Source organism: Acidovorax sp. CF316, assembly GCF_000276605.1.
Lineage (GTDB): Bacteria > Pseudomonadota > Gammaproteobacteria > Burkholderiales > Burkholderiaceae_C > Acidovorax.
In genome coordinates this window covers 1-18,083 of the sequence record NZ_AKJX01000221.1, presented here as the reverse complement: position 1 = coordinate 18,083, position 18,083 = coordinate 1, and the positions used below count along the sequence as shown (strand labels likewise).

The following is an 18,083-nucleotide window of genomic DNA, read 5'->3' as shown; positions in this document are numbered from 1 at the left end:
CTATGGTCGGGGTGGTCCGGTGGACGGATCAAGGATTGGCGCGGCTTTGCGGCGTCCACCCCTCGTCCACCAGCAGCCAGCAGGGTGGCCGGCAGTTCTCTCAACCATCAACGGTGCAGACGTCTGCACATCAGGATTCAGCTATGACGACGACGGCCAAGCCAGCCAGCATGAGGGATGCGATGCCGCAGACGGCGGACTTTGTGGACGGCAAGAGTGTGGTGTGGGGCAGGGCTCATGTGCGCGACTGCATCGAGCGGGCGCTGCGGGGTGAGCCGGGATGGTTCTATGCCATGGAGGCCGGGCATGTGCGGGGCACGCCCTTCGAGGACTGGCACCCGATGGCTGAGCACCAGCGAACGGCGGTGCTGGTGGGGGCGTCGTTTGCGGCGTTCATGCGGGAGCCTGAGGGCATGGGAGGCAGCGATGGCGCAACGGCTTGAGCACATCAAGCATCGGCTGGAGTGCTGGGCCATCTGGGCATCGCGTGGTGCGGGCCTGGGGTTCAAGACGAAGTCGGTGCTGGCGAGCGAGGTGTGGTCGCGTGGCAGCTACAACCATGTGCCGATCCCTGTGTCTGAAGAGGAGGCATGGGAGACCGAGAAGGCGGTGATGGCGCTGAAGCTGACCAGGTCGCACCTGCACGTGATGATCCTGCACGTGTACCTGAACGACCTGGGTGTGAGGGAGACGGCGAAGCGGATGCAGCGGGCAGAGTCCACCATCAAGGCGCAGCTGGTGCAGGCGGACCATGCGATCAACGCCTGGCTGGAGGCGCGGGCCGTGGAGGTGGAGAGCAAGCGCAAGGCGGCCGCGCCGTCAATCACAGCGAAACGGGGGAGTTTTACTACATAGACCTTTTCTGTACATTTCAGGCACCGTGTGGTTGTTGCGCCTCCCCGCAGCGACATAGGTCGAGACCCCGTCAGCGTTGTGTTGGCGGGGTTTTTGTTTTTCCGCCCGGCCAGGCTCGCCAGACACAGTCTTCACGAGCTGGACCGTCCTGTGCCCGGGCGACCCAACACCATGCCTACTGCTGCACCACGCCCCTGCACCCATCCCGGGTGCGGGGCATTGGTGCGCGATGGCTCCGGCCGCTGTGCCAAGCATCCCAAGCCCGCCTGGCAGAAGCCAGCCAATGCCACCAAGCGCATCACCGGGCGAAGGCTGCAGCGTATGCGCGCGGCGCTGTTTGAGCGCAATCCGCTGTGCGTCGAGTGCCAGAAGGCGGGCCGTGATACCGAGGCCACGCAACGCGACCACATCGTGCCGCTGGCCGAAGGCGGCCCCGACGACGCGACGAACGAGCAAGGGTTGTGCGATGCCTGCCACGAGGAGAAGAGCCTGCAGGAGGCCCTGCGCGGCCGCAGGCGGGCGGGCTGGTGAGGCCGACCCCTCGGGCCTTCTGGCGGCCCGAGGGGTGGGGGGTATCAAAAGTCTGGGGCCTCTCCCCGGAAACCGGTCTGTTAGTCAAATTTTTACGCGCGGGAGTTTTGGGGAGGGGGGGTACCCCCTCGGGCCTGTCGCGGGTGGCGTGCACACGTGTGCACTCAATCAATCGGAGATGTTCCCATGGGTGCACGTGGACCTAAACCGCTGCCCGCGAACGTGCACCAGCTGCGCGGCAACGCGAGCAAGAAGCCGCTGGCCGAGTTCCTGGACGAGTTCCGTCCCGAGGTCGAGATCCCCGATTTCCCTTCGTGGATCTGGCCCGAGGCGAAGAAGGAATGGAAGCGCCTCTCCACCGAGCTGGAGCGCTATGGCCTGATCTCGAAACTTGATCGCGCTGCGCTGGTGCTCTACTGCCAGGCCTGGGCGAAGATGGTGTGGGCCGAGCGCTCGCTGACGCGGGCCATGAAACTCGCCGAGGACGCGCGCGAGGCGGCCGAGGCCAAGGGTGATGTGTACAACGGCGGCGATGGCCTCATGGTCAGGACCGCCAACGGCAATTTCACCTACAGCCACCATTGGGTGGTGGGCAAGCATGCGGCATCGGAGGTCAAGCGCTACCTGGACCTGTTCGGCCTGTCGCCCTCGGCGCGCTCGCGCGTCACCACCAGCGACAACCGCCAAGGCGCATTGTTCGCGGAGGAGGGCAGCAAGGATAAGTGGGACGGCCTGTGACCCTGGATTCGCGGTTTGGCGACATCGCCACTGCGTACGCCAGGGACGTAGCTGACAAAAAAATCATCTCCTGCAAGTGGCACCGCCTCGCGTGCGAGCGCCACCTGAAGGACCTGGAGCGCGCGGCCGCAGGCACGTTCCCCTACGTGTGGAACCCCGAACTGGTCAGCCTGGCGGGCAAGCCCTACCGGCCTGGTGAGCGCATCTGCCAGTTTGCCGAGCTGATGCCCCACATCAAGGGCGACTGGGCTGCACGCGGCAAGCTGATCAAGCTGGAGGACTGGCAGGTTTTCATCCTGGCCAGCATCTTCGGCTGGGTGCACAAGGACACCGGCAAACGCCGGTTCCGCGTGGCGGACGTGATCGTGCCTCGCAAGAATGCGAAGTCCACCATTGCGGCCGTCATCGGGCTGTACATGCTGGGCCCTGATGAGGAGTTCGGCGCCGAGATCTACTCGGGCGCCACCTCGCAAGACCAGGCGCTGGAAGTGTTCCGCCCTGCGCTGCTGATGGCCCGTGCCACGCTGCGCTACTGCGAGAAGTACAAGGTCCGCACGGCCGCCTCTAACCTCTCGATTCAGGAGAACAACTCCAAGTTCGAGCCCGTGATTGGCAAGCCTGGTGACGGTGCGTCACCCAGCTGCGCCATCGTGGACGAGTACCACGAGCACAAGACCGCTGAGCTGTACGACACCATGCAGACCGGCATGGGCGCGCGCTCGCAGCCGCTCATGCTGGTGATCACCACGGCCGGGTCAGACATCTCGGGCCCGTGCTTCCAGCACCAGGGCGAGCTGCAGAAGATCCTCGAAGGCGTGGTGGAGAACGACACCCGTTTCGGGATCATCTTCACCATCGACGCGGATGACGACTGGACCACCGAGGAGGCGCTGCGCAAGGCGAATCCCAACTACGGCATCTCGGTTGACCCTGAGTTCCTGAAGCTCCAGCAGCGCGACGCGCAGGAGAACCCGCGCAAGCAGAACATCTTCAAGACCAAGCACTTGAACGTGTGGGTCGCAGCGGCATCGCCCTGGCTCAACCTGCACCGACTGCAGCAGCTCGCGGACCCCGAGCTGACGCTACAAAGCATGCCTTGGGACGGCAGTGCCATCGGCCTGGACCTGGCCAGCAAGCAGGACATTGCCAGCTCGGTGGTGCTGTGCTGGATCGGCGATGGCGACGAGCGGCATTACTACGCCATCTCGCGCAATTACGTGCCAGAGGATGCGCTGAAGAAGCCCGAGAACGAGCACTACCAGGGCTGGGTGCATGGGGGCCACCTCACGGCCACGCCCGGCAACATGATCGCGCTGGAGCAAATCCAGGAAGACGTGCTGGACGACAGCGCGCAGATCGGCACGAAGGAGGTGGCCAAGGACCCGTGGGGCGGCCACCAGCTCGGCGCCAACCTGGCAGAGGAGGGCCTGGAGGTGGTTGACGTGCCCCAGCAGGTGCGCCATCTCAGCGAGCCGATGAAAGAGATCCAGGCCCTGGTGGAGTCCGGGCGCTTCCACCACGACGGCAACCCTTGCTACGTGTGGCAGCTCAGCAATGTTGAGGTCAAGGAAGACCGCAACGAAAACCTCTTCCCGCGCAAGGCGCGGCCCGCCAACAAGATTGACGCGGCCATTGCAACCATCGTTGCGATGAACCGCGCCCTTGCTGGTGCCAAGGCCGCCTCGGTCTACGAATCGCGCGGCGTCCGTTACCTGTAAGGACTGACATGGCCTTTTTTGATTTCATGCGGCGCAGCTCGGCGCCGGAGGCCGCTGCGCCTGCCGTCGAGCCAACTCCGCCGGCCGCGCCAGAGGTGCGCGCCGAGGTGCCCGCTGGCACGCTGTTCAACGGCCTGGACGATCCGGCGTTGCTGGAGTTCATCCGTGGCGGTACAGATGGCGCGTACGGGCCGCGCACCGCGTCACTGCGCAACATGGCCGTGCTGCGCAGCCTGGCGCTCATCTCTGAGGCCATGGGCATGCTGCCCTGCAGCCTGATGGAGGATGGGCCAGCCAAGCGGGTGGCAAAGGAGATGGAGGCGCACAAGCGCATCAAGCTCAAGCCCAATGGCTGGCAGACGCCCCTGGAGTTCAAGTCCACGGTGCAGCTCAACGCGCTGGTGCACGGCAACGGCTATGCCCGCGTCATCTGGTCGCGAGACCGGCCCATCCAGATGATTCCGATGGAATCGCCCCGGGTTAAGGCTGAGCTGGGCAACGACTGGCAGATGCACTACGAGTACACGCGCAAAGATGGCGGCACGGTAAAGCTGGCGCAGCGCGAGGTGTTCCACCTGCGGGACCTGTCGATAGATGGCGAGCTGGGCATGTCCCGCATCAAGCTCGCGCGCGAAGCCCTCAACCTGGCAAGCCAGGCCGAGCGCGCTGCAGCGCGGACCTTCGCCAAGGGCGTCATGGCCAGCGGCTCCATCGAGGTGCCACAGGCGCTTTCGGACCGGGCCTACAAGCGCATGCAGGACTCGCTGGATGAGCGGCACTCCGGCGCCGACAACGCCGGCAACTTCATGCTGCTGGAAGAGGGGGCCAAGGCCTCCAAGTGGGCACAGACCTCGGCTGACGCCCAGCACAAGGAACAGCGCGATCACCAGATTGAGGAGGTAGCCCGCGCGTTCGGTGTGCCCCGTCCGCTGCTGATGATGGATGAGACCGCCTGGGGTTCCGGCATCGAGCAGCTCGGCATCTTCTTCGTTCAGTACGGCCTGCAGCGCTGGTTTACCGCCTGGGAGCAAGCCCTGGCCCGCGTGCTGCTGTCTGAGTCAGAGCTGGAGCGGTTCTTCTTCAAATTCAACGAGCGCGCCCTCATGCGGGGCACGCTGAAAGACCAAGGCGAATTCTTCGCCAAGGCCCTCGGTGCCGGCGGGCATGCCCCCTGGTACACGCAAGACGAAGTGCGGGAAGTCTCCGACATGCCCGCCTCCAACGACCCCGCAGCCCAAAAGCTGCGCCCACCCACCGGCCAGAAAGCACCGACCAATGAGCCTGCTCAAACTCCCTGAGATCCGCGCGGATCACCGCCTCGGTGCCGCCCAGTTCGACGCCCGCCCCGATGCCCTGGAGCGCTGGCAGCCCGAGATCCGGGCCGCCACCGAGGTGGCCAACTCCATCTCCATTTACGACGCCATTGGCGAGGGGTGGGACGGCAACGGCGTCACTGCCAAACGCATCGGCGCCGCGCTGCGCTCCATCGGCGCCGACAAGGATGTGGTGGTCAACCTCAACTCGCCCGGCGGCGACTTCTTCGAGGGCGTGGCCATCTACAACATGTTCCGCCAGCACCAGGGCAAGGTCAGCATGCACATCATGGGCCTGGCCGCCTCGGCCGCGTCCGTGATCGCCATGGCAGGCGACGAGATCCTGATGGGCGATGGCGCCTTCCTCATGGTGCATAACGCCTGGGCGGTGGCCATCGGCAACCGGCACGACATGGCCGACGCTGCCAAGCGCCTGGAGCCCTTCGACGCGGCCATGGCCAGCGTGTATGCGGCGCGCTCTGGCATGTCGGTCGCCGAGGCCGCGGCCCTCATGGACAAGGAAACCTGGGTTGACGCGGCCAAGGCCGTGGAATACGGCCTGGCCACCGGTCTCATGGACCGCAGCGAAATCAAGCAGGACGCCAGCGCGCACATGCCGCGCAAGACGCTGGCCCTGGTGGAGGCCTCCATGGCGCGCGCTGGGCATTCCCGCGCTGCGCGCCGCGAGGCCTTCAAAGCCCTGTTCAACGGCACGCCGGGCGCTGCCGATGACGCCGCCACGCCGGGCGCTGGCGAATCCGCAGCACTGCTGCTTTCTCTCACCAACTCCCTGAAAGTCTGAAATGAAGAAATCTCGTATCGCTATCGCGGCCGTGGCCGCACTCGCATGCATGGCCGTAGTGTCGGCCCAGGCCTCGGCCCTGCAGGTGGTCGCCGACCATGCGGCCGCCAAACCCGTCCCGCGCGGCCTGATCGCTGTGCGCGCCGATACCCCGCCCGGCCCGGGCGAGGTCAAGGCCGCCGTCGAGGCCCTGAACAAGGCATTCGCCGACTTCAAAGCCGAGCACACCAAGCAGCTCGAAGACGTCAAGAAGGGCAATGCCGACGCCCTGCAGGCCCTCAAGGTGGACCGCATCAACTCCGACATCGGCACTCTGCAGAAGTCGGTGGACGACCTCAACGTCAAGCTGGCCGCCGGCCAGATGAACGGGGGCGCTGGAGGTGGCCGCATCGCTGACGCGGAATACACCGAGTCCTTCCGTGCCCACTTCACGCGCGGCGATGTCAATGCCGCCCTCAACAAGGGCGTTGCCACCGAAGGGGGCTACCTGGCGCCGGTGGAGTGGGATCGCACGATCACCGACCGCCTGGTGCAGGTCTCCCCCATGCGCGGCATCTGCAGCGTGCAAAAGATCGGCACTGCCGGCTATACCAAGCTGTTCAACAACCGCGGCACCACCTCGGGCTGGGTGGGCGAGACCACGGCGCGCACGCAAACCAACACGCCCAGCTTCAGCCCGCTGACCTACAAGCCAGGCGAAATCTACGCCAACCCCGCCGCCACGCAGCAGATGCTGGACGACAGCGAGGTGGATCTGGAAGCTTGGCTGGCTGGCGAAGTGGAAATGGAGTTCGCGTACCAGGAAGGCCTCGCTTTCCTGGCCGGCACCGGCGCCAACGACCGTCCCAACGGCATCCTGACCTACGTCACCGGCGGCGCCAACGCCGCTGCGCACCCCTGGGGCGACATCAAGACCGTGGGCTCCGGCGCGGTGGGGGCCGTCACCGCTGATGCGGTGCTGGACCTGATCTATGCGCTGCCAGGCGAGTACACCGCTGACGCGCGTTTCGTCATGAACCGCAGTTCCCAGGGCAGCGTGCGCAAGCTGAAGGACGGCCAGGGCAACTACCTGTGGCAACCCTCCTACGTGGCTGGCCAGCCGGCCACCCTGGGCGGCTACCCGGTCACCGACATGGCCGGCATGCCCAACATCGCGGCCAGCGCCAAGCCCATCCTGTTCGGTGACTTCAAGCGCGGTTACCAGATCGTGGACCGTGCTGGCGTGCGTGTCCTGCGTGATCCGTACACCAACAAGCCTTACGTGCACTTCTACACCACAAAGCGCGTGGGCGGTGGCCTCCTGAACCCCGACGTTCTGAAGGCCCTGAACGTCAACGCATCGTGAAACCCGGCGGGCCTTCGGGCCCGCCATCACAGGAGATCCGCATGAAGGTCGAACGACGATTTCAGGCCGTGCCCAAGGGGGGCATCTACCCGGTATGGTTCGACGTGGGCGACGAATGCCCACCCGAGCTGGAGGCCACCGCCAAGTACTACGCCGAACACGGTGAGGGCCAGGACCAGCTGCGCCAGGACGGCCCGTCCATCGCGCAATGGCTCGCCTCATGCGAGGCGCCCGAGAACTACCCCCCGCCGGGCTACGCATCGCAGAGCACGGCCGAGGAGATCGCCGCAGCCATCGAGGCGCGCAATAGGCCGCCGCACGACGGCCCGCGCGACGACGGCCCTACGGTTGCCGAGTACGTGGCTGCCGGCTACCTGGCTGTGAACTACCCGCCATCGGGCTACCTGTCGCGCAGCACCGATGAAGAGATCGCTGCCGCCATTGCAGCCCAGGGCGATGGTCCTGCAGATGCTGACGCCAATGGCGACGGCAAGACCACCGTGGCCGAACTGCGCGAAGCGCTCACCGCGCGCGGCATCTCGTTCGGCCCCCGGGCCACCAAGGCCGAACTGCTGGCCCTGCTGCCGAAAGGTTGACCACTATGCCGACGATGGTGCCACTGCCCACCGCGCTGGCCCATCTGCGCGCAGACGGGGCCGGCGAGGACGCGCTGATCACGACCTACCTGGAAGCCGCCGAGGAGGCCGCCTCCGACTACCTCAACCGCAAGCTGTACGCCACGCAGGACGACCTCGATGCGGCGGTGCTGGCCGAGACTGCGGGCCTTGATCCTATGGTGATGGGCCCCGCCGTTCGCTCGGCGGTCTTGCTGATCCTGGGCCACCTCTACGCCAACCGCGAGGACGTGGTGGCGGGCGTAACCGTGGCCGAGCTTCCCCAGGGCTCCAAGGCCCTACTGCGGCCGCATCGCCGCATTGCGGGGCTGTGATGTTGCGGGCGGGATCTCTCAATCGCCGGATCACAATCCAGCGTCGCAACGGCGGTAAGGATGCGTGGGGCACGCCCCTGCCGGATGGGTGGGTGGATGTGTGCACGCCCTGGTCAAACATCCGCACGGGCAGCGGTGCCGAGGCCATCCGGGCTGATGCCTTGCAATCCGCTGTGCGCACTTCCATCCGCATCAGGTTCCGTGCAGACATCACGGCGGGCATGCGGGTGGTGCACGGTGCCGCGATTTACGACATCAAGGCCGTGCTGCCCGATGAGGTGGGCCGCCAGCACGTGGACCTTGCCTGCGAGCTGGTGACATGAGCGGCGATGCCTTCTCGGCCGCTCTGGATCTGAGCGGCCTGGACGACTACCTGCAGGAGATTGGTGACGAGGCCGAGGAGGCGCTCCGCCCCGCAGCCCAGGCCGGCATCCAGGTGCTGTACGACGCGGTCAAGGCCAACGTGCAGGCGCTGGGGCGCTACACCGGCAAGCTCGATGCGGCGGTCTATCAGGCCTACATGCGCGAGGCCTCGCAGGAGGGAGTGTCGGCGCACTACCGCGTGAGCTGGAACCCCTCCAAGGCCCCGCACGGCCACCTGGTGGAGTTTGGCTACCTGCAGCGCTACGTGTACGGGCCGGACGGCATGGGCCCGCTGGTGCGCCCCGGCATGGAGGGCAAGCCCAGGCCTCAGAGCGGGGGGCGCAACCGCGCCGCGTTGGACGCGTACTACATCACCCTGCCCACCCCCAAGCAGGTGCCGGCCAAAGCCTTTGTGCGGCGCGCAGCGGCCGCGTTGCCTGCCGCCTACGACGCGGCGGAGAACCTGTTTTTTGCCCGCCTGGGACGCAAGCTATGAGCCTTGAAACCGACCTCACCACCGTGCTGCTCACTGTGTGCCCCCAGGCGCACCCGCACCCGGCGCCGGCGGGCACACCGCTGCCCTACATCACCTGGCAGCACCTGGGCGGCGATGCGCTTCGCTTCCTTGACAAGACCAGGCCCAGCCTGCGCCACGCCACCATCCAGCTCAGCACCTGGCACACCACGCCCATGGCCGCCATGCTGCTGGCCCAGGCCGCCGATGAGGCGCTGAGCGCCGCCGCGCCGCTGCTGCAGGCCTCGCCCCTGGGCGAGCCGGTGAAGGCGTACGACGACGCCGACGACCAGGCCGGTTTCGAGCAGGACTTTTCGATCTGGGGCGCCGACAAGTAGCGCACCCAGCGCGCTGTGCACACGTGTGTACAGCACCCACCACACGGCCCTGTGCACACGTCTGCACAGGCCATCCGAGCAAGGCCCTGCAGGCGCAAACCTGCAGGGCCTTTCTGTTGCCCGCAAGGGCGTTCACCACCGCCCCTTGCGGGCATCTTGCACACCACTTGAAAGGGCCATCATGGCTGTATCTCTCCCTGACGGCGCAACAGTCGCCATTGCAACCACCTACGGCTCGGTCAAGACCGTGACCGCCATCACCAACGCCAACCCGGGGGTGATCACCTCGGCCGCGCACGGCCTGCTCAACGGTGCCTTCTACGAGCTCAAGTCGGGCTGGCAGAAGATCAGCGACCGCGTTTTCAAGGCCTCCAACGTGGCCACCAACGCGCTGGACGTGACGGGCATCGACACGACCGACACGAACCGCTTCGCCGCAGGCACGGGCATCGGCAGCCTGCGCGAGATCACGGCCTGGACGCAGATCCCGCAGATCCTGGAATTCACCACCTCGGGCGGTGACCAGCAGTTCGCCAACTTCTCCTTCCTGGAGGAGGACTACGAGCGCCAGCTGCCCACGGTGACCAGCGCCCAGTCGATCCAGATCGGCATTGGCGACGATCCCACGCTGCCTGGCTACATCGCCCTGAAGGCTGCTGGCGAGGCGCGCGCCATCCGCGCCATCAAGGTGACCCTGCCCAACGGCGCCGTGCTGCTTTACAACGGCTACATCTCGTTCAACGAGACGCCCACCCTCACCAAGGGCAGCGTGATGCAGGTGCGCGCCACCATCTCCCTGCAAGGGCGCCCCACGCGCTACTGATCCCCCGGCCGCAACGCGGCCACACCATGCACCGGCCCGGCTCTGTTCGCTCCTTCGAGGGGGCGGCAGGGCTGGGCACGGGCTTTTGTCGTTTGCATACCCTCCCTCGAAAGATTCAACACCATGGCCAAACTCGTTATCGGCAAGTCCACCCCGAAGTCGTTCGCGCTCAAGGTGGAGGTGCCCACCCCCCACGGTCTCGACGAAGTGAACTTCGACGCCCGCCACCTGCCTTCCACCGTATGGGCCAAGCTGCGCGAGCAGCACGCCGACGCCATCGGCAAGACCGTGCAGGCGCTGTTTGATGCAGCGCGCCAGGAGGCGGAGCAGGCCTATGCCGCCGAGCAGGCAAGCCAGCCGGCCGCTGTAGTTGCCGATCCGGCGACCCAGCCGCTTTCTGCTCCCGCTCGCAAGTACTTCGGCAAGAAGGCCAGTGCAGAGGCGGCTGACATCTCCGATGCGGACGCGAAGGAAGCCGCCATTACCGCCCTGATCAAGCCAGTGAAGGAAAGCGACATCGCCGCCCTTCGTGCCAAACACAGCGCCGAGTTGATCGTGCAGATCGTCACTGGTTGGGACCTTGGCGAACCGCTCGACGTGGCCGCGCTCACCGACATGTGCGACAGCTACCCCGGTGCCGCCGAGGCCGTGTTCAAGGCCTACAACGAAACCCGGGAGGGCCTGCGCCTGGGAAACTGAAGGCCATCGGCCGCGCCCCCTACCAGAAGCCGCCCGACGAAAAGGAGCTGGCCGCGTGGGGCATGCGGCCGAGTGACTTCCCCGAGAAGGACGTGGAGGTCTGGCCCGAGCACGTGGACGCCTGCCTGCTGTTCTGCAGTGTCAGCACGCAGTGGCGCGTGGGCATGGGCGGTGCTACCGGCCTGGACTACCCGGCCGTGTTCGCCACACTGGACCGCATGTACCGAGGCAAAACCGATGAGCAGCGCGATGCGATCTTTGCGGACCTGCAGGTGATCGAGCGGGCGGCGCTGGAACATTTGAACGAGAGCTCTTGAAGGCATGAACATTGGCCGCATTTGGTAGGTAGCCATGTTCAACCCAGCTGTCCCCCTTTTTCCTTCTGACGTGCAACGCCGTTGGCCGCACCTACCTCGCACTCGCGGGCGTAGATCTTGGTCAACTACGTTCGAAGGAAATCATGAACTATCTGAAACTCGCTGTTCATGCTATTAATGGGTTCTTTGCTGCTCTTTGCAATCAACCTGTTTCTGCCATTGCACTCGCGGTCATCCTGCTTTTCGGTTATTTGATGGCTATCGCGGTTAATACCGCTGAGTTTGCCGGCTTGTTGGGGTTGGTGATCATTGCAGCGCTTCTTGTGCTCTGGATCGTTTCCCGGCATGTGAGCAATAAGAGCGATAAATAACATTTAATCGACTTAATAATTTAAGGCTCGCTTCGGCGAGCCTTTTTTATTTTCTGGCCCCCCGGCTTCGGTCGCGGGGCCTTTTCCTTTTGGGGTGCCCCATGACAGAACGCAAGGCAGATCTGAAATTTGGCGTGGACGCCACCGCCGTAAAGCCCGGCCTGGAGCAGATCAAGCGCGACGTGAAGGGAATGTCCGAGGACGTGAAACGCTCGGGCAAAGAAGGTAGCGAGGGCATCGAGAAGATTGGCGGCGGCAGCGACAACGCCGCCAAGAAGGTCGAGAGCGCCACCCGTGCAATGCAGGCCAGCCTGCAGCGCCAGATTGCCGCATTCGAGGCCGGCAGCAAGTCCTCCCGCCAGTACCAGGAAAGCCTGATCAAAATGCGCGGCGGCGACCTCGCCGCGCTCAAGCCGCTGCTGGACCAGCTCGACGCAGCCAGGGACAAGGCGGAAGCCGCTGCCCGTGCCAACAAGAAGCTGGGCGACAGCGCCGCAGCCGCAGGCCAGGGCCATGACCAGCTGGCCAAGCGCATCAACGTGCTGGGCACGGCCGCAGACTTCGCGCGCGGCCAGCTGCTGGCCCTGGCCTCGGGCCTGTCACTCGGCGCCCTGGCGGCCTGGGTGCAGCACATCAACGATGGCGTGGACGCGCTCAACGACATCAAGGACGCCACCGGCGCCAGCATCGAGAACATCAGCGCCTTGGAGGACGTGGGCCGCCGCACGGGCGCTTCGTTCGAGACCGTGGGCAGCATCCTGGTCAAGTTCAACGATGTGTTGAGCAAGGCCACGCCCAAGAGCGATATCGCCAACGCCATCAAGGCCATTGGCCTGGAGGCAGACGCGCTCAAGAAGCTCGACCCTGCCGAGGCCCTGCGCGTTGTGGCTGTAGCACTGGCTGGGTTTGCCGACGATGCCAATAAGGCCCGGCTGATCCAGGACCTGTTTGGCAAGAGCGTGAAAGAGGCCGCGCCGTTCCTAACCGACTTGGCGGAAAAGACTGAGTTGACCGCCAAGCGGTTCACCAGCCAGACGGATGCTGCGGAGGCATTCAACAAGAAGATCTTCGACCTCAAGGCCACCAGCAACGACCTGTCGCGCGACCTGGTCGAGAAGATGCTGCCAGGCCTCACGCAGATCATCGATGCGATGGGCAAGGGTGCCAAGGAAGGCGGCGCGTTGCTGGCGGTGTGGCGTGGCCTGCGGGAGTTTGGCTCCATTGCCTTGGGTACCGACAAGCTCGGCACGGCAATGTCTGATGCCAAGGCCCAGGCCGCAGAACTCAAACGTCTGGATTTGCTGCTTACCGGGGCACGCACTACGGCTGACCTTGACCCAAAAAGCGCAATGGCGCAGCGCCGGGTGGAAAGCCTTCGTGCGCAGATCCAGGCCACCTCGAAAGCGGCGACAGAAGCCAGTGCCAGGGTCTCGGAGCTATTGAATGGGCCAGCACCCGCTCCTGACGCTGCAAAGGATGGGCCCAAAGACAAGCCCAGCATCAAGACGCCCAAGACGGCGGCCGAGATCGCAGCCGGTGAAGCCGCCGCCAAGAAGGCGGCCGACGAACGCAAGAAGGCACTGCAGGAGGAAGCCAAACTGCTGGCCGAGCTGGCAGGCTTGTCGGGTTCGTTTGCCGACGACTGGGAGAAGTTGAATGCTGCCTATCGCGGCGGCAGGATGTCGATTGACCAGCTCACCGAAGCGCAAAAGAAGCTGCTCGAAAAGCAGCCCTTTATGCAGGCACAGCGCAAGCAGGAAGCCGAGGACATCAAGACCGCCACGGAGGCGGCCAAACAGCGCGTCGATGCCTACAACAAGGAGGTAGATGGCATCGAGAAGTGGCTGGAGTCACAGGCCCAGCTCAGCACCCAAACGGTGAAGGGCATCGAGGACCGCATTGCGGCCATGGACCAGGAGGAGGAGGCCCTGGCCCTGGCCGAGCGGCACAACATCAGCCTGGCCGAGGCCATCAACCGCGTGCGCGTTGCGCGCTTGCGTGAGAAGCGCGACGGCTCCACCGGGTACTACGAAGGGTCCGACGAGTGGAACCGGATCACGAGCGAGATCAACGCGCTCGACACCGAGGCCGACCGCATCAACGCCAAGGACCGCCGCGACAAGACGCGCGACGACAACCTTCGCGCGAAGGAGGAGATTGACCGCTGGATCGACGACACCGGCCGAGGCCTGGGCGATGCCGTAGAGGTGGGCATCCGTGACGGCTCCGAGGCCGGCGGCAAGAAGATGCGCGAGGTGCTGCAGGAGCAACTGCTGCGCAAGCCCTTCCGCATGGTGATCGATGCTGCCATGAACCAGGTCGTGGGCGGGCTCCTGCAGATGGTGGGCATCGGCGGGGGCGCTGCTGGCGGGGCTGGGGGTCTTGGCAGCCTCTTCAGCATGGGCAGCTCGCTGTATTCGGGCTACTCCGGCCTGACCAGCGGGCAGGGCGTGCTTGGATCCATTGGCAATGCATTCGGGCTGGGCGGCAGCAGTGCCGGTCTTGCTGCATCGAATGCTGCATCTGCGGCCAACGGCCTGAGTGCACTGCCCGCGACAAACGTCGGTTCGTTTGGCGGCGTGGGCTCCGGTGTTGTTGGCCAAGGCGGCACCTACACCGCCACTGGCGCTGGCGGCGGCGGCATGGGCGCCCTGGGCGCTGCCGGCATGTGGGTAATGATCGCCTACGCCATCGCCAACGCCATCGGCGTCAACCGCAAGCGCGAGGTGGTGGGCACGGGCCTGACCGGCACGCTGGGCGGCGACGACCTGACCCCTTGGGAAAACACCCGCAAGCCCGGCACGGTGCTGATGGGCCCCGAGTACCGCCGCGTCAATCCGCTGGATTGGTACGAGGACCTCAAGAAACGCGACCAGGAATACGTTGCCAAGCTCAAGGAACAGGGCGGCAAGGGCACGCTGGTGGGCAGTCCCTACGGCACAGAGTTCAACGGCACTCAGGCCATGCAGACGCCCGAGTACCTCGAAGAGATCGAGAACCTCGCGGCCAGCAGCAAGCGGCAATCGGACGAGATCCAAAAGGGCTACGTGGCGGTGCGCAAGAGCGCCGTGGACATGGCCAACAGCCTGGGCCTGGCGGGCGACAAGCTCAAGGACTGGACTGTTGCGCTAAAGCCTGAAGATCTCAATTTCAAGGACCTCAACGAACAGCAGATCAGCGAGAAGATCGCCAAGGTATTCGGTGACGCTGGCACCGGCATGGCCCGGCAGGTGCTGGGCACGTGGATTACCGAGACCATCGACGTGGTCAACTCCACGCTGGTCTCGCAGCTGACCGACACGACGGAGCAGGTCTACGACCTGCAGGTCGACCAGGTCACGCGCACACGGTATGTAGCCAGCGAGTATGCGAAGGCGGGCGAAACGGCATTCGAGACGCTGACCCGCCTGTCCACCAGCTTCCACACGCTCAACGAGGCGAGCGACGCCCTGGGCTTTGGCATCCACCAAGGCAGCCTGGCGCTGGCCGACTTTGCCGACGACTTCATTGAAGCCTTCGGCGGGTTGGAGCGGTTCACGACGCAAAGCAATGCGTTCCTGCAGAACTTCTACAGCGATGACAAGCGGCGCGAGGCGGCTGCACGCTCTGCAGCGCGCTCAGCCGAACGCCTGGGCCTGCAGGGCATCACGGCTGAGGGCATCCTGCAGGTGGCCAACACCGGCAACACGCAGGCGGTGGTGGATGCGGTCAACTCGCTGGTCAGCAACCCCGAGCTGTATGGCGACGCGATGGAGTGGGCCAACGGCATCGCGTGGCTGTTCCAGTCTTCTGAGGCTGCGGCCCCTGCCGTCCAGGACCTGGGCAATGCGATTGATGAGCTGACCCAGAGCTACCAAAACGCTGTGAAGTCGCTCACCAGCGACCGCGACAGCCTGGCCGTGGAGGTGTTGCGGGCGCAGGGTGATGAGAAGGGCGCCAAGGCCTTGGAGCGCACCCAGTACATGGCCCAGTTCGCTGGCCTGGACGAAGTGCGCCGCAAAGAGATCGAGACGCTGTACGACGGCAACATGGCCACGCGGGCCTACATCGAGGGCATCAAGGCTGCGGCCCAGGCCCAGCTCGATGCGCTGGCCAAGCTGCGAGCCGATTCGCTCGCGCTGATCGACGCAGCAGCCGGCAAGACAGATGCTGCCATGGCCGCTTACGAACGCGCCGCAGACAAGGAGCGCGAAAGGCTGCAGGGGGTGATCGACGCCACGCGTGCAGTGTTCCAGGCGGCGGAGGACGGTGCCAAGTCGTTCTTCAGCCAGGTGGACGAGGTTGCCAAGTTCCAGGGCCAGGAGGGCCGGGCCTTCATCACCCAGGCCCTGGCCAGCGTGCGTGCCGGCGGTGAGCTGCCAGATGGTCAAAAGCTGTCTGACGCCATCGCGGCCGTGGGCCAGGGCTTCGCCGCAACGCAGTACGCGACCCAGGCCGAGGCGGACTTTCAGCGCCTGGTGGTGGCCAACGAGCTGAAGGGGCTGCAGGAGGCCAGCGGCGACCAGTTGGACACGGCCGAGGCGCAGCTCAAGGCGCTCAACGACCAGTCGCAGTGGGCACGCGAGCAGGTGGATGCGCTGCGGGGCATCGACAGCAAGCTCAAGACCCTGCCAGAGGCCATTGCCGCCCTGATCGCCGCCTACAACGGCGAGTCGCAGACCCGCTCGAACGTCGGGGCGAAAGCCATCATCGGCACGGGCTCCGCGATCTACGACAAGACGAAGGGCGCAGGCCTGACCAGCTCGGGTGAGTACTTCGACGCCTCGGACATGGCGGCGGCAGCTGCGGCTGTCATTGCGGCCAATCCTGGTGGTTCTGGCAAAGCCAGCGTTCTCGATGCGCTGGAGGGCAAGGGCTACACCATGCCCCAGTACAACGAGATGTTTGGCCTGCCACCCGGCACTCTGGAGGCAGAAGCCAAGGCCCTGGGCCGGCCGATCTTTCACGCGGGCACGCCCTATGTGCCTGAGACAGGCTACGCGCTGCTGCAGCGCGGCGAGATGGTGATCCCTACCGCCTACAACCCCAACGCGCACGGGCGCGTGGGTGGCGACGGGGTGGGCAGCAGCGCGCGGGTAGAGGCGCTGCTGGCGATGTTGATCGAGCGAGTGTCCGCGCTGGAAGCGCCCCTCACCAACATCGACAGCCAGACCTCAGAAACCCGCGAGATCCTGGACCGCGTTACCGAAGGCGGCAACAGCATGAAAAGCGATGTGATGAACGAAGTAACCCTGGCTGCATAGCAAACCATGTACTACCTTGACCCCATCGAGATGACGGCAGCGCAGCTGCTCACGGGCACCAGCCTCGCAGAAGACCCCACGCCCGCATGGGCGGCGGGGACCTATGCCGTGGGCTACGAGTGCCATGTGGTGGCCACGCACCGCGTCTACCGGCGCACCGTGGCCACCGCCAGCGCCACCAGTCCGGATGTGGACCCAACGGGCTGGAAGGACATGCGCCCCACCAACCTGTGGGCCCCGTTCGACTGGTACAGCAACACCCAGGCCAGCAGCACGGCGGCGGACATCGTCTACGTGCTCGGCTGCCGGTATTGCAGCGACCTGATGCTGCGCGGGCTGGAGGGGGCAGAGGTGGAGATCTCGGTCAAGGATGCGCCCGCGGGCGTGTCCATCTGGCCACCGGGCGGCGGCGTCAAAGCCTACCGCCTCAAGGTGCCTGCCAAGGGGTTTTGGGACTACGGCCGGGGCAAGCGCCTGCCGCTCACCACCCTGCAGATCACCGGCCTGCCCATACGCCCCAATGCCGAGATCACCATCAAGGTCAAGGCCTCGGGCACCAATCGGCGCGCCGTGGGCCTGATCGCCCGGGGTGTGCTGTACCCGCTGTTCGGCACGGGCTACGACTTCGGCGGCGCCACTGAGGGCGCCGAGGCCAAGCCCAAAACCTACACCTACCGCAAGACCAACGACGACGGCACGGTAACCACCACGGTGCGCGGCAGCAGCAAGGACCTGAGCTGCGAGGTGGTGATGGATCTGCGCAATGCAGATGGCGCCGTGCAGCAGCTGGAGGGCTTGCTGTCCCGGCCCGTGGGGGTGGTGCTGTCCAAGGCGGCGGGCTATGCCGGCCTGTCGGCTTTCGGTTTTGTGGCGAGCGCGCCCGTGCGGTATCGCAAGGGGTTCGCTCTAGTTCCTGTAAATGTTGAGGGAGTTGTCTGATGCCTTTTACCCCTATCCCCGCTGCGCCGCCCGTGCCCCAGTCGGGCGATCCCCTCGTCCCTTTTGACGCGGCCTATGAGGCCTTTTACAGTTGGGAAAAAAACGACCTGGAGCCGGGCGTGAATGCCGCCGTGGCTGAGATTGAGCTGCAGGCGGCTGCTGCAACCTCTGCCGCCGAGGAAGCCGAAGATGCTCAGGCCGCGGCTGGCCTGGCGGCCGCCGCGG

At 65.5% G+C, this 18,083-nt stretch carries 20 protein-coding genes; all 20 read left to right on the top strand.

Annotation, left to right across the window (positions count from 1 at the left end; genetic code table 11):
* Positions 1 to 143: 143 nt before the first annotated feature.
* Positions 144 to 443, top strand: a complete 300-nt coding sequence (locus PMI14_RS27045) for a hypothetical protein (protein ID WP_007859500.1) — start codon at positions 144 to 146, stop codon at positions 441 to 443.
* A complete protein-coding gene (locus tag PMI14_RS27040) occupies positions 427 to 855 on the top strand; it encodes a hypothetical protein (protein ID WP_007859499.1) in 429 nt (142 codons plus the stop codon). Before PMI14_RS27045 ends, PMI14_RS27040 begins: the two co-directional genes overlap by 17 nt.
* 222 nt (positions 856 to 1,077) lie before the next feature.
* On the top strand, positions 1,078 to 1,386 hold the full coding sequence (locus PMI14_RS27035) for an HNH endonuclease (RefSeq protein WP_238541912.1): 309 nt from the start codon (positions 1,078 to 1,080) through the stop codon (positions 1,384 to 1,386).
* A 186-nt stretch (positions 1,387 to 1,572) separates the two neighbouring features.
* A complete protein-coding gene (locus tag PMI14_RS33775) occupies positions 1,573 to 2,124 on the top strand; it encodes a P27 family phage terminase small subunit (RefSeq protein WP_007859497.1) in 552 nt (183 codons plus the stop codon).
* Positions 2,121 to 3,842 (top strand): terminase large subunit, encoded by a 1,722-nt coding sequence (locus PMI14_RS27025; RefSeq protein WP_007859490.1) that lies wholly within the window; start codon positions 2,121 to 2,123, stop codon positions 3,840 to 3,842. Before PMI14_RS33775 ends, PMI14_RS27025 begins: the two co-directional genes overlap by 4 nt.
* 8 nt (positions 3,843 to 3,850) lie before the next feature.
* Positions 3,851 to 5,140 carry a phage portal protein gene (locus PMI14_RS27020; protein ID WP_007859488.1) on the top strand — a complete coding sequence of 430 codons (1,290 nt, stop codon included), beginning with the start codon at positions 3,851 to 3,853 and terminating at the stop codon, positions 5,138 to 5,140.
* A complete protein-coding gene (locus PMI14_RS27015) occupies positions 5,118 to 5,957 on the top strand; it encodes a head maturation protease, ClpP-related (RefSeq protein ID WP_007859486.1) in 840 nt (279 codons plus the stop codon). Before PMI14_RS27020 ends, PMI14_RS27015 begins: the two co-directional genes overlap by 23 nt.
* 1 nt (position 5,958) lies before the next feature.
* The gene (locus PMI14_RS27010) at positions 5,959 to 7,302 is read left to right on the top strand and encodes a phage major capsid protein (RefSeq protein WP_007859484.1); all 1,344 of its coding nucleotides are present in this window, start codon (positions 5,959 to 5,961) and stop codon (positions 7,300 to 7,302) included.
* A gap of 41 nt (positions 7,303 to 7,343) precedes the next feature.
* Positions 7,344 to 7,898, top strand: coding sequence for a hypothetical protein (locus PMI14_RS33770; protein WP_007859482.1), 555 nt, complete (start codon positions 7,344 to 7,346; stop codon positions 7,896 to 7,898).
* Positions 7,899 to 7,912: 14 nt separating this feature from the next.
* On the top strand, positions 7,913 to 8,251 hold the full coding sequence (locus PMI14_RS27000) for a head-tail connector protein (protein ID WP_238541913.1): 339 nt from the start codon (positions 7,913 to 7,915) through the stop codon (positions 8,249 to 8,251).
* Positions 8,251 to 8,574 (top strand): phage head closure protein, encoded by a 324-nt coding sequence (locus PMI14_RS26995; protein WP_007859478.1) that lies wholly within the window; start codon positions 8,251 to 8,253, stop codon positions 8,572 to 8,574. The genes PMI14_RS27000 and PMI14_RS26995 overlap by 1 nt, the downstream gene beginning before the upstream one ends.
* Positions 8,571 to 9,110: an HK97 gp10 family phage protein gene (locus PMI14_RS26990; protein ID WP_007859476.1), complete on the top strand. Its 540-nt coding sequence runs from the start codon at positions 8,571 to 8,573 to the stop codon at positions 9,108 to 9,110. Before PMI14_RS26995 ends, PMI14_RS26990 begins: the two co-directional genes overlap by 4 nt.
* Entirely contained in the window at positions 9,107 to 9,466 is a 360-nt protein-coding gene (locus tag PMI14_RS26985) for a DUF3168 domain-containing protein (protein ID WP_007859475.1), read from the top strand. Before PMI14_RS26990 ends, PMI14_RS26985 begins: the two co-directional genes overlap by 4 nt.
* 181 nt (positions 9,467 to 9,647) lie before the next feature.
* The gene (locus PMI14_RS26980) at positions 9,648 to 10,289 is read left to right on the top strand and encodes a phage tail protein (protein WP_007859474.1); all 642 of its coding nucleotides are present in this window, start codon (positions 9,648 to 9,650) and stop codon (positions 10,287 to 10,289) included.
* Positions 10,290 to 10,412: 123 nt separating this feature from the next.
* Positions 10,413 to 10,988, top strand: coding sequence for a phage tail assembly chaperone (locus tag PMI14_RS26975; RefSeq protein ID WP_007859472.1), 576 nt, complete (start codon positions 10,413 to 10,415; stop codon positions 10,986 to 10,988).
* A gap of 62 nt (positions 10,989 to 11,050) precedes the next feature.
* Entirely contained in the window at positions 11,051 to 11,305 is a 255-nt protein-coding gene (locus PMI14_RS26970) for a DUF1799 domain-containing protein (protein WP_007859470.1), read from the top strand.
* Positions 11,306 to 11,448: 143 nt separating this feature from the next.
* The gene (locus tag PMI14_RS35105) at positions 11,449 to 11,676 is read left to right on the top strand and encodes a hypothetical protein (RefSeq protein ID WP_146187916.1); all 228 of its coding nucleotides are present in this window, start codon (positions 11,449 to 11,451) and stop codon (positions 11,674 to 11,676) included.
* Between the two features lie 101 nt (positions 11,677 to 11,777).
* The gene (locus PMI14_RS26965) at positions 11,778 to 16,919 is read left to right on the top strand and encodes a hypothetical protein (protein ID WP_007859468.1); all 5,142 of its coding nucleotides are present in this window, start codon (positions 11,778 to 11,780) and stop codon (positions 16,917 to 16,919) included.
* Positions 16,920 to 16,925: 6 nt separating this feature from the next.
* Complete coding sequence (locus tag PMI14_RS26960; protein WP_007859466.1) at positions 16,926 to 17,858, top strand: hypothetical protein; 933 nt, start codon at positions 16,926 to 16,928, stop codon at positions 17,856 to 17,858.
* Positions 17,858 to 18,083 (top strand): hypothetical protein (locus tag PMI14_RS26955; protein ID WP_007859460.1); only part of this gene is annotated, 226 nt, incomplete at its 3' end. The genes PMI14_RS26960 and PMI14_RS26955, both read left to right, overlap by 1 nt.

What these genes read in the sequence shown, in the direction of transcription:
- PMI14_RS27045 (WP_007859500.1), top strand. Translation starts at nt 144, where the DNA reads ATGACGACGACGGCCAAGCCAGCCAGCATGAGGGATGCGATGCCGCAG.
- PMI14_RS27040 (WP_007859499.1), top strand. Translation starts at nt 427, where the DNA reads ATGGCGCAACGGCTTGAGCACATCAAGCATCGGCTGGAGTGCTGGGCC.
- PMI14_RS33775 (WP_007859497.1), top strand. Translation starts at nt 1,573, where the DNA reads ATGGGTGCACGTGGACCTAAACCGCTGCCCGCGAACGTGCACCAGCTG.
- PMI14_RS27020 (WP_007859488.1), top strand. Translation starts at nt 3,851, where the DNA reads ATGGCCTTTTTTGATTTCATGCGGCGCAGCTCGGCGCCGGAGGCCGCT.
- PMI14_RS27015 (WP_007859486.1), top strand. Translation starts at nt 5,118, where the DNA reads ATGAGCCTGCTCAAACTCCCTGAGATCCGCGCGGATCACCGCCTCGGT.
- PMI14_RS27010 (WP_007859484.1), top strand. Translation starts at nt 5,959, where the DNA reads ATGAAGAAATCTCGTATCGCTATCGCGGCCGTGGCCGCACTCGCATGC.
- PMI14_RS33770 (WP_007859482.1), top strand. Translation starts at nt 7,344, where the DNA reads ATGAAGGTCGAACGACGATTTCAGGCCGTGCCCAAGGGGGGCATCTAC.
- PMI14_RS27000 (WP_238541913.1), top strand. Translation starts at nt 7,913, where the DNA reads ATGGTGCCACTGCCCACCGCGCTGGCCCATCTGCGCGCAGACGGGGCC.
- PMI14_RS26995 (WP_007859478.1), top strand. Translation starts at nt 8,251, where the DNA reads ATGTTGCGGGCGGGATCTCTCAATCGCCGGATCACAATCCAGCGTCGC.
- PMI14_RS26990 (WP_007859476.1), top strand. Translation starts at nt 8,571, where the DNA reads ATGAGCGGCGATGCCTTCTCGGCCGCTCTGGATCTGAGCGGCCTGGAC.
- PMI14_RS26985 (WP_007859475.1), top strand. Translation starts at nt 9,107, where the DNA reads ATGAGCCTTGAAACCGACCTCACCACCGTGCTGCTCACTGTGTGCCCC.
- PMI14_RS26980 (WP_007859474.1), top strand. Translation starts at nt 9,648, where the DNA reads ATGGCTGTATCTCTCCCTGACGGCGCAACAGTCGCCATTGCAACCACC.
- PMI14_RS26975 (WP_007859472.1), top strand. Translation starts at nt 10,413, where the DNA reads ATGGCCAAACTCGTTATCGGCAAGTCCACCCCGAAGTCGTTCGCGCTC.
- PMI14_RS26970 (WP_007859470.1), top strand. Translation starts at nt 11,051, where the DNA reads ATGCGGCCGAGTGACTTCCCCGAGAAGGACGTGGAGGTCTGGCCCGAG.
- PMI14_RS35105 (WP_146187916.1), top strand. Translation starts at nt 11,449, where the DNA reads ATGAACTATCTGAAACTCGCTGTTCATGCTATTAATGGGTTCTTTGCT.
- PMI14_RS26965 (WP_007859468.1), top strand. Translation starts at nt 11,778, where the DNA reads ATGACAGAACGCAAGGCAGATCTGAAATTTGGCGTGGACGCCACCGCC.
- PMI14_RS26960 (WP_007859466.1), top strand. Translation starts at nt 16,926, where the DNA reads ATGTACTACCTTGACCCCATCGAGATGACGGCAGCGCAGCTGCTCACG.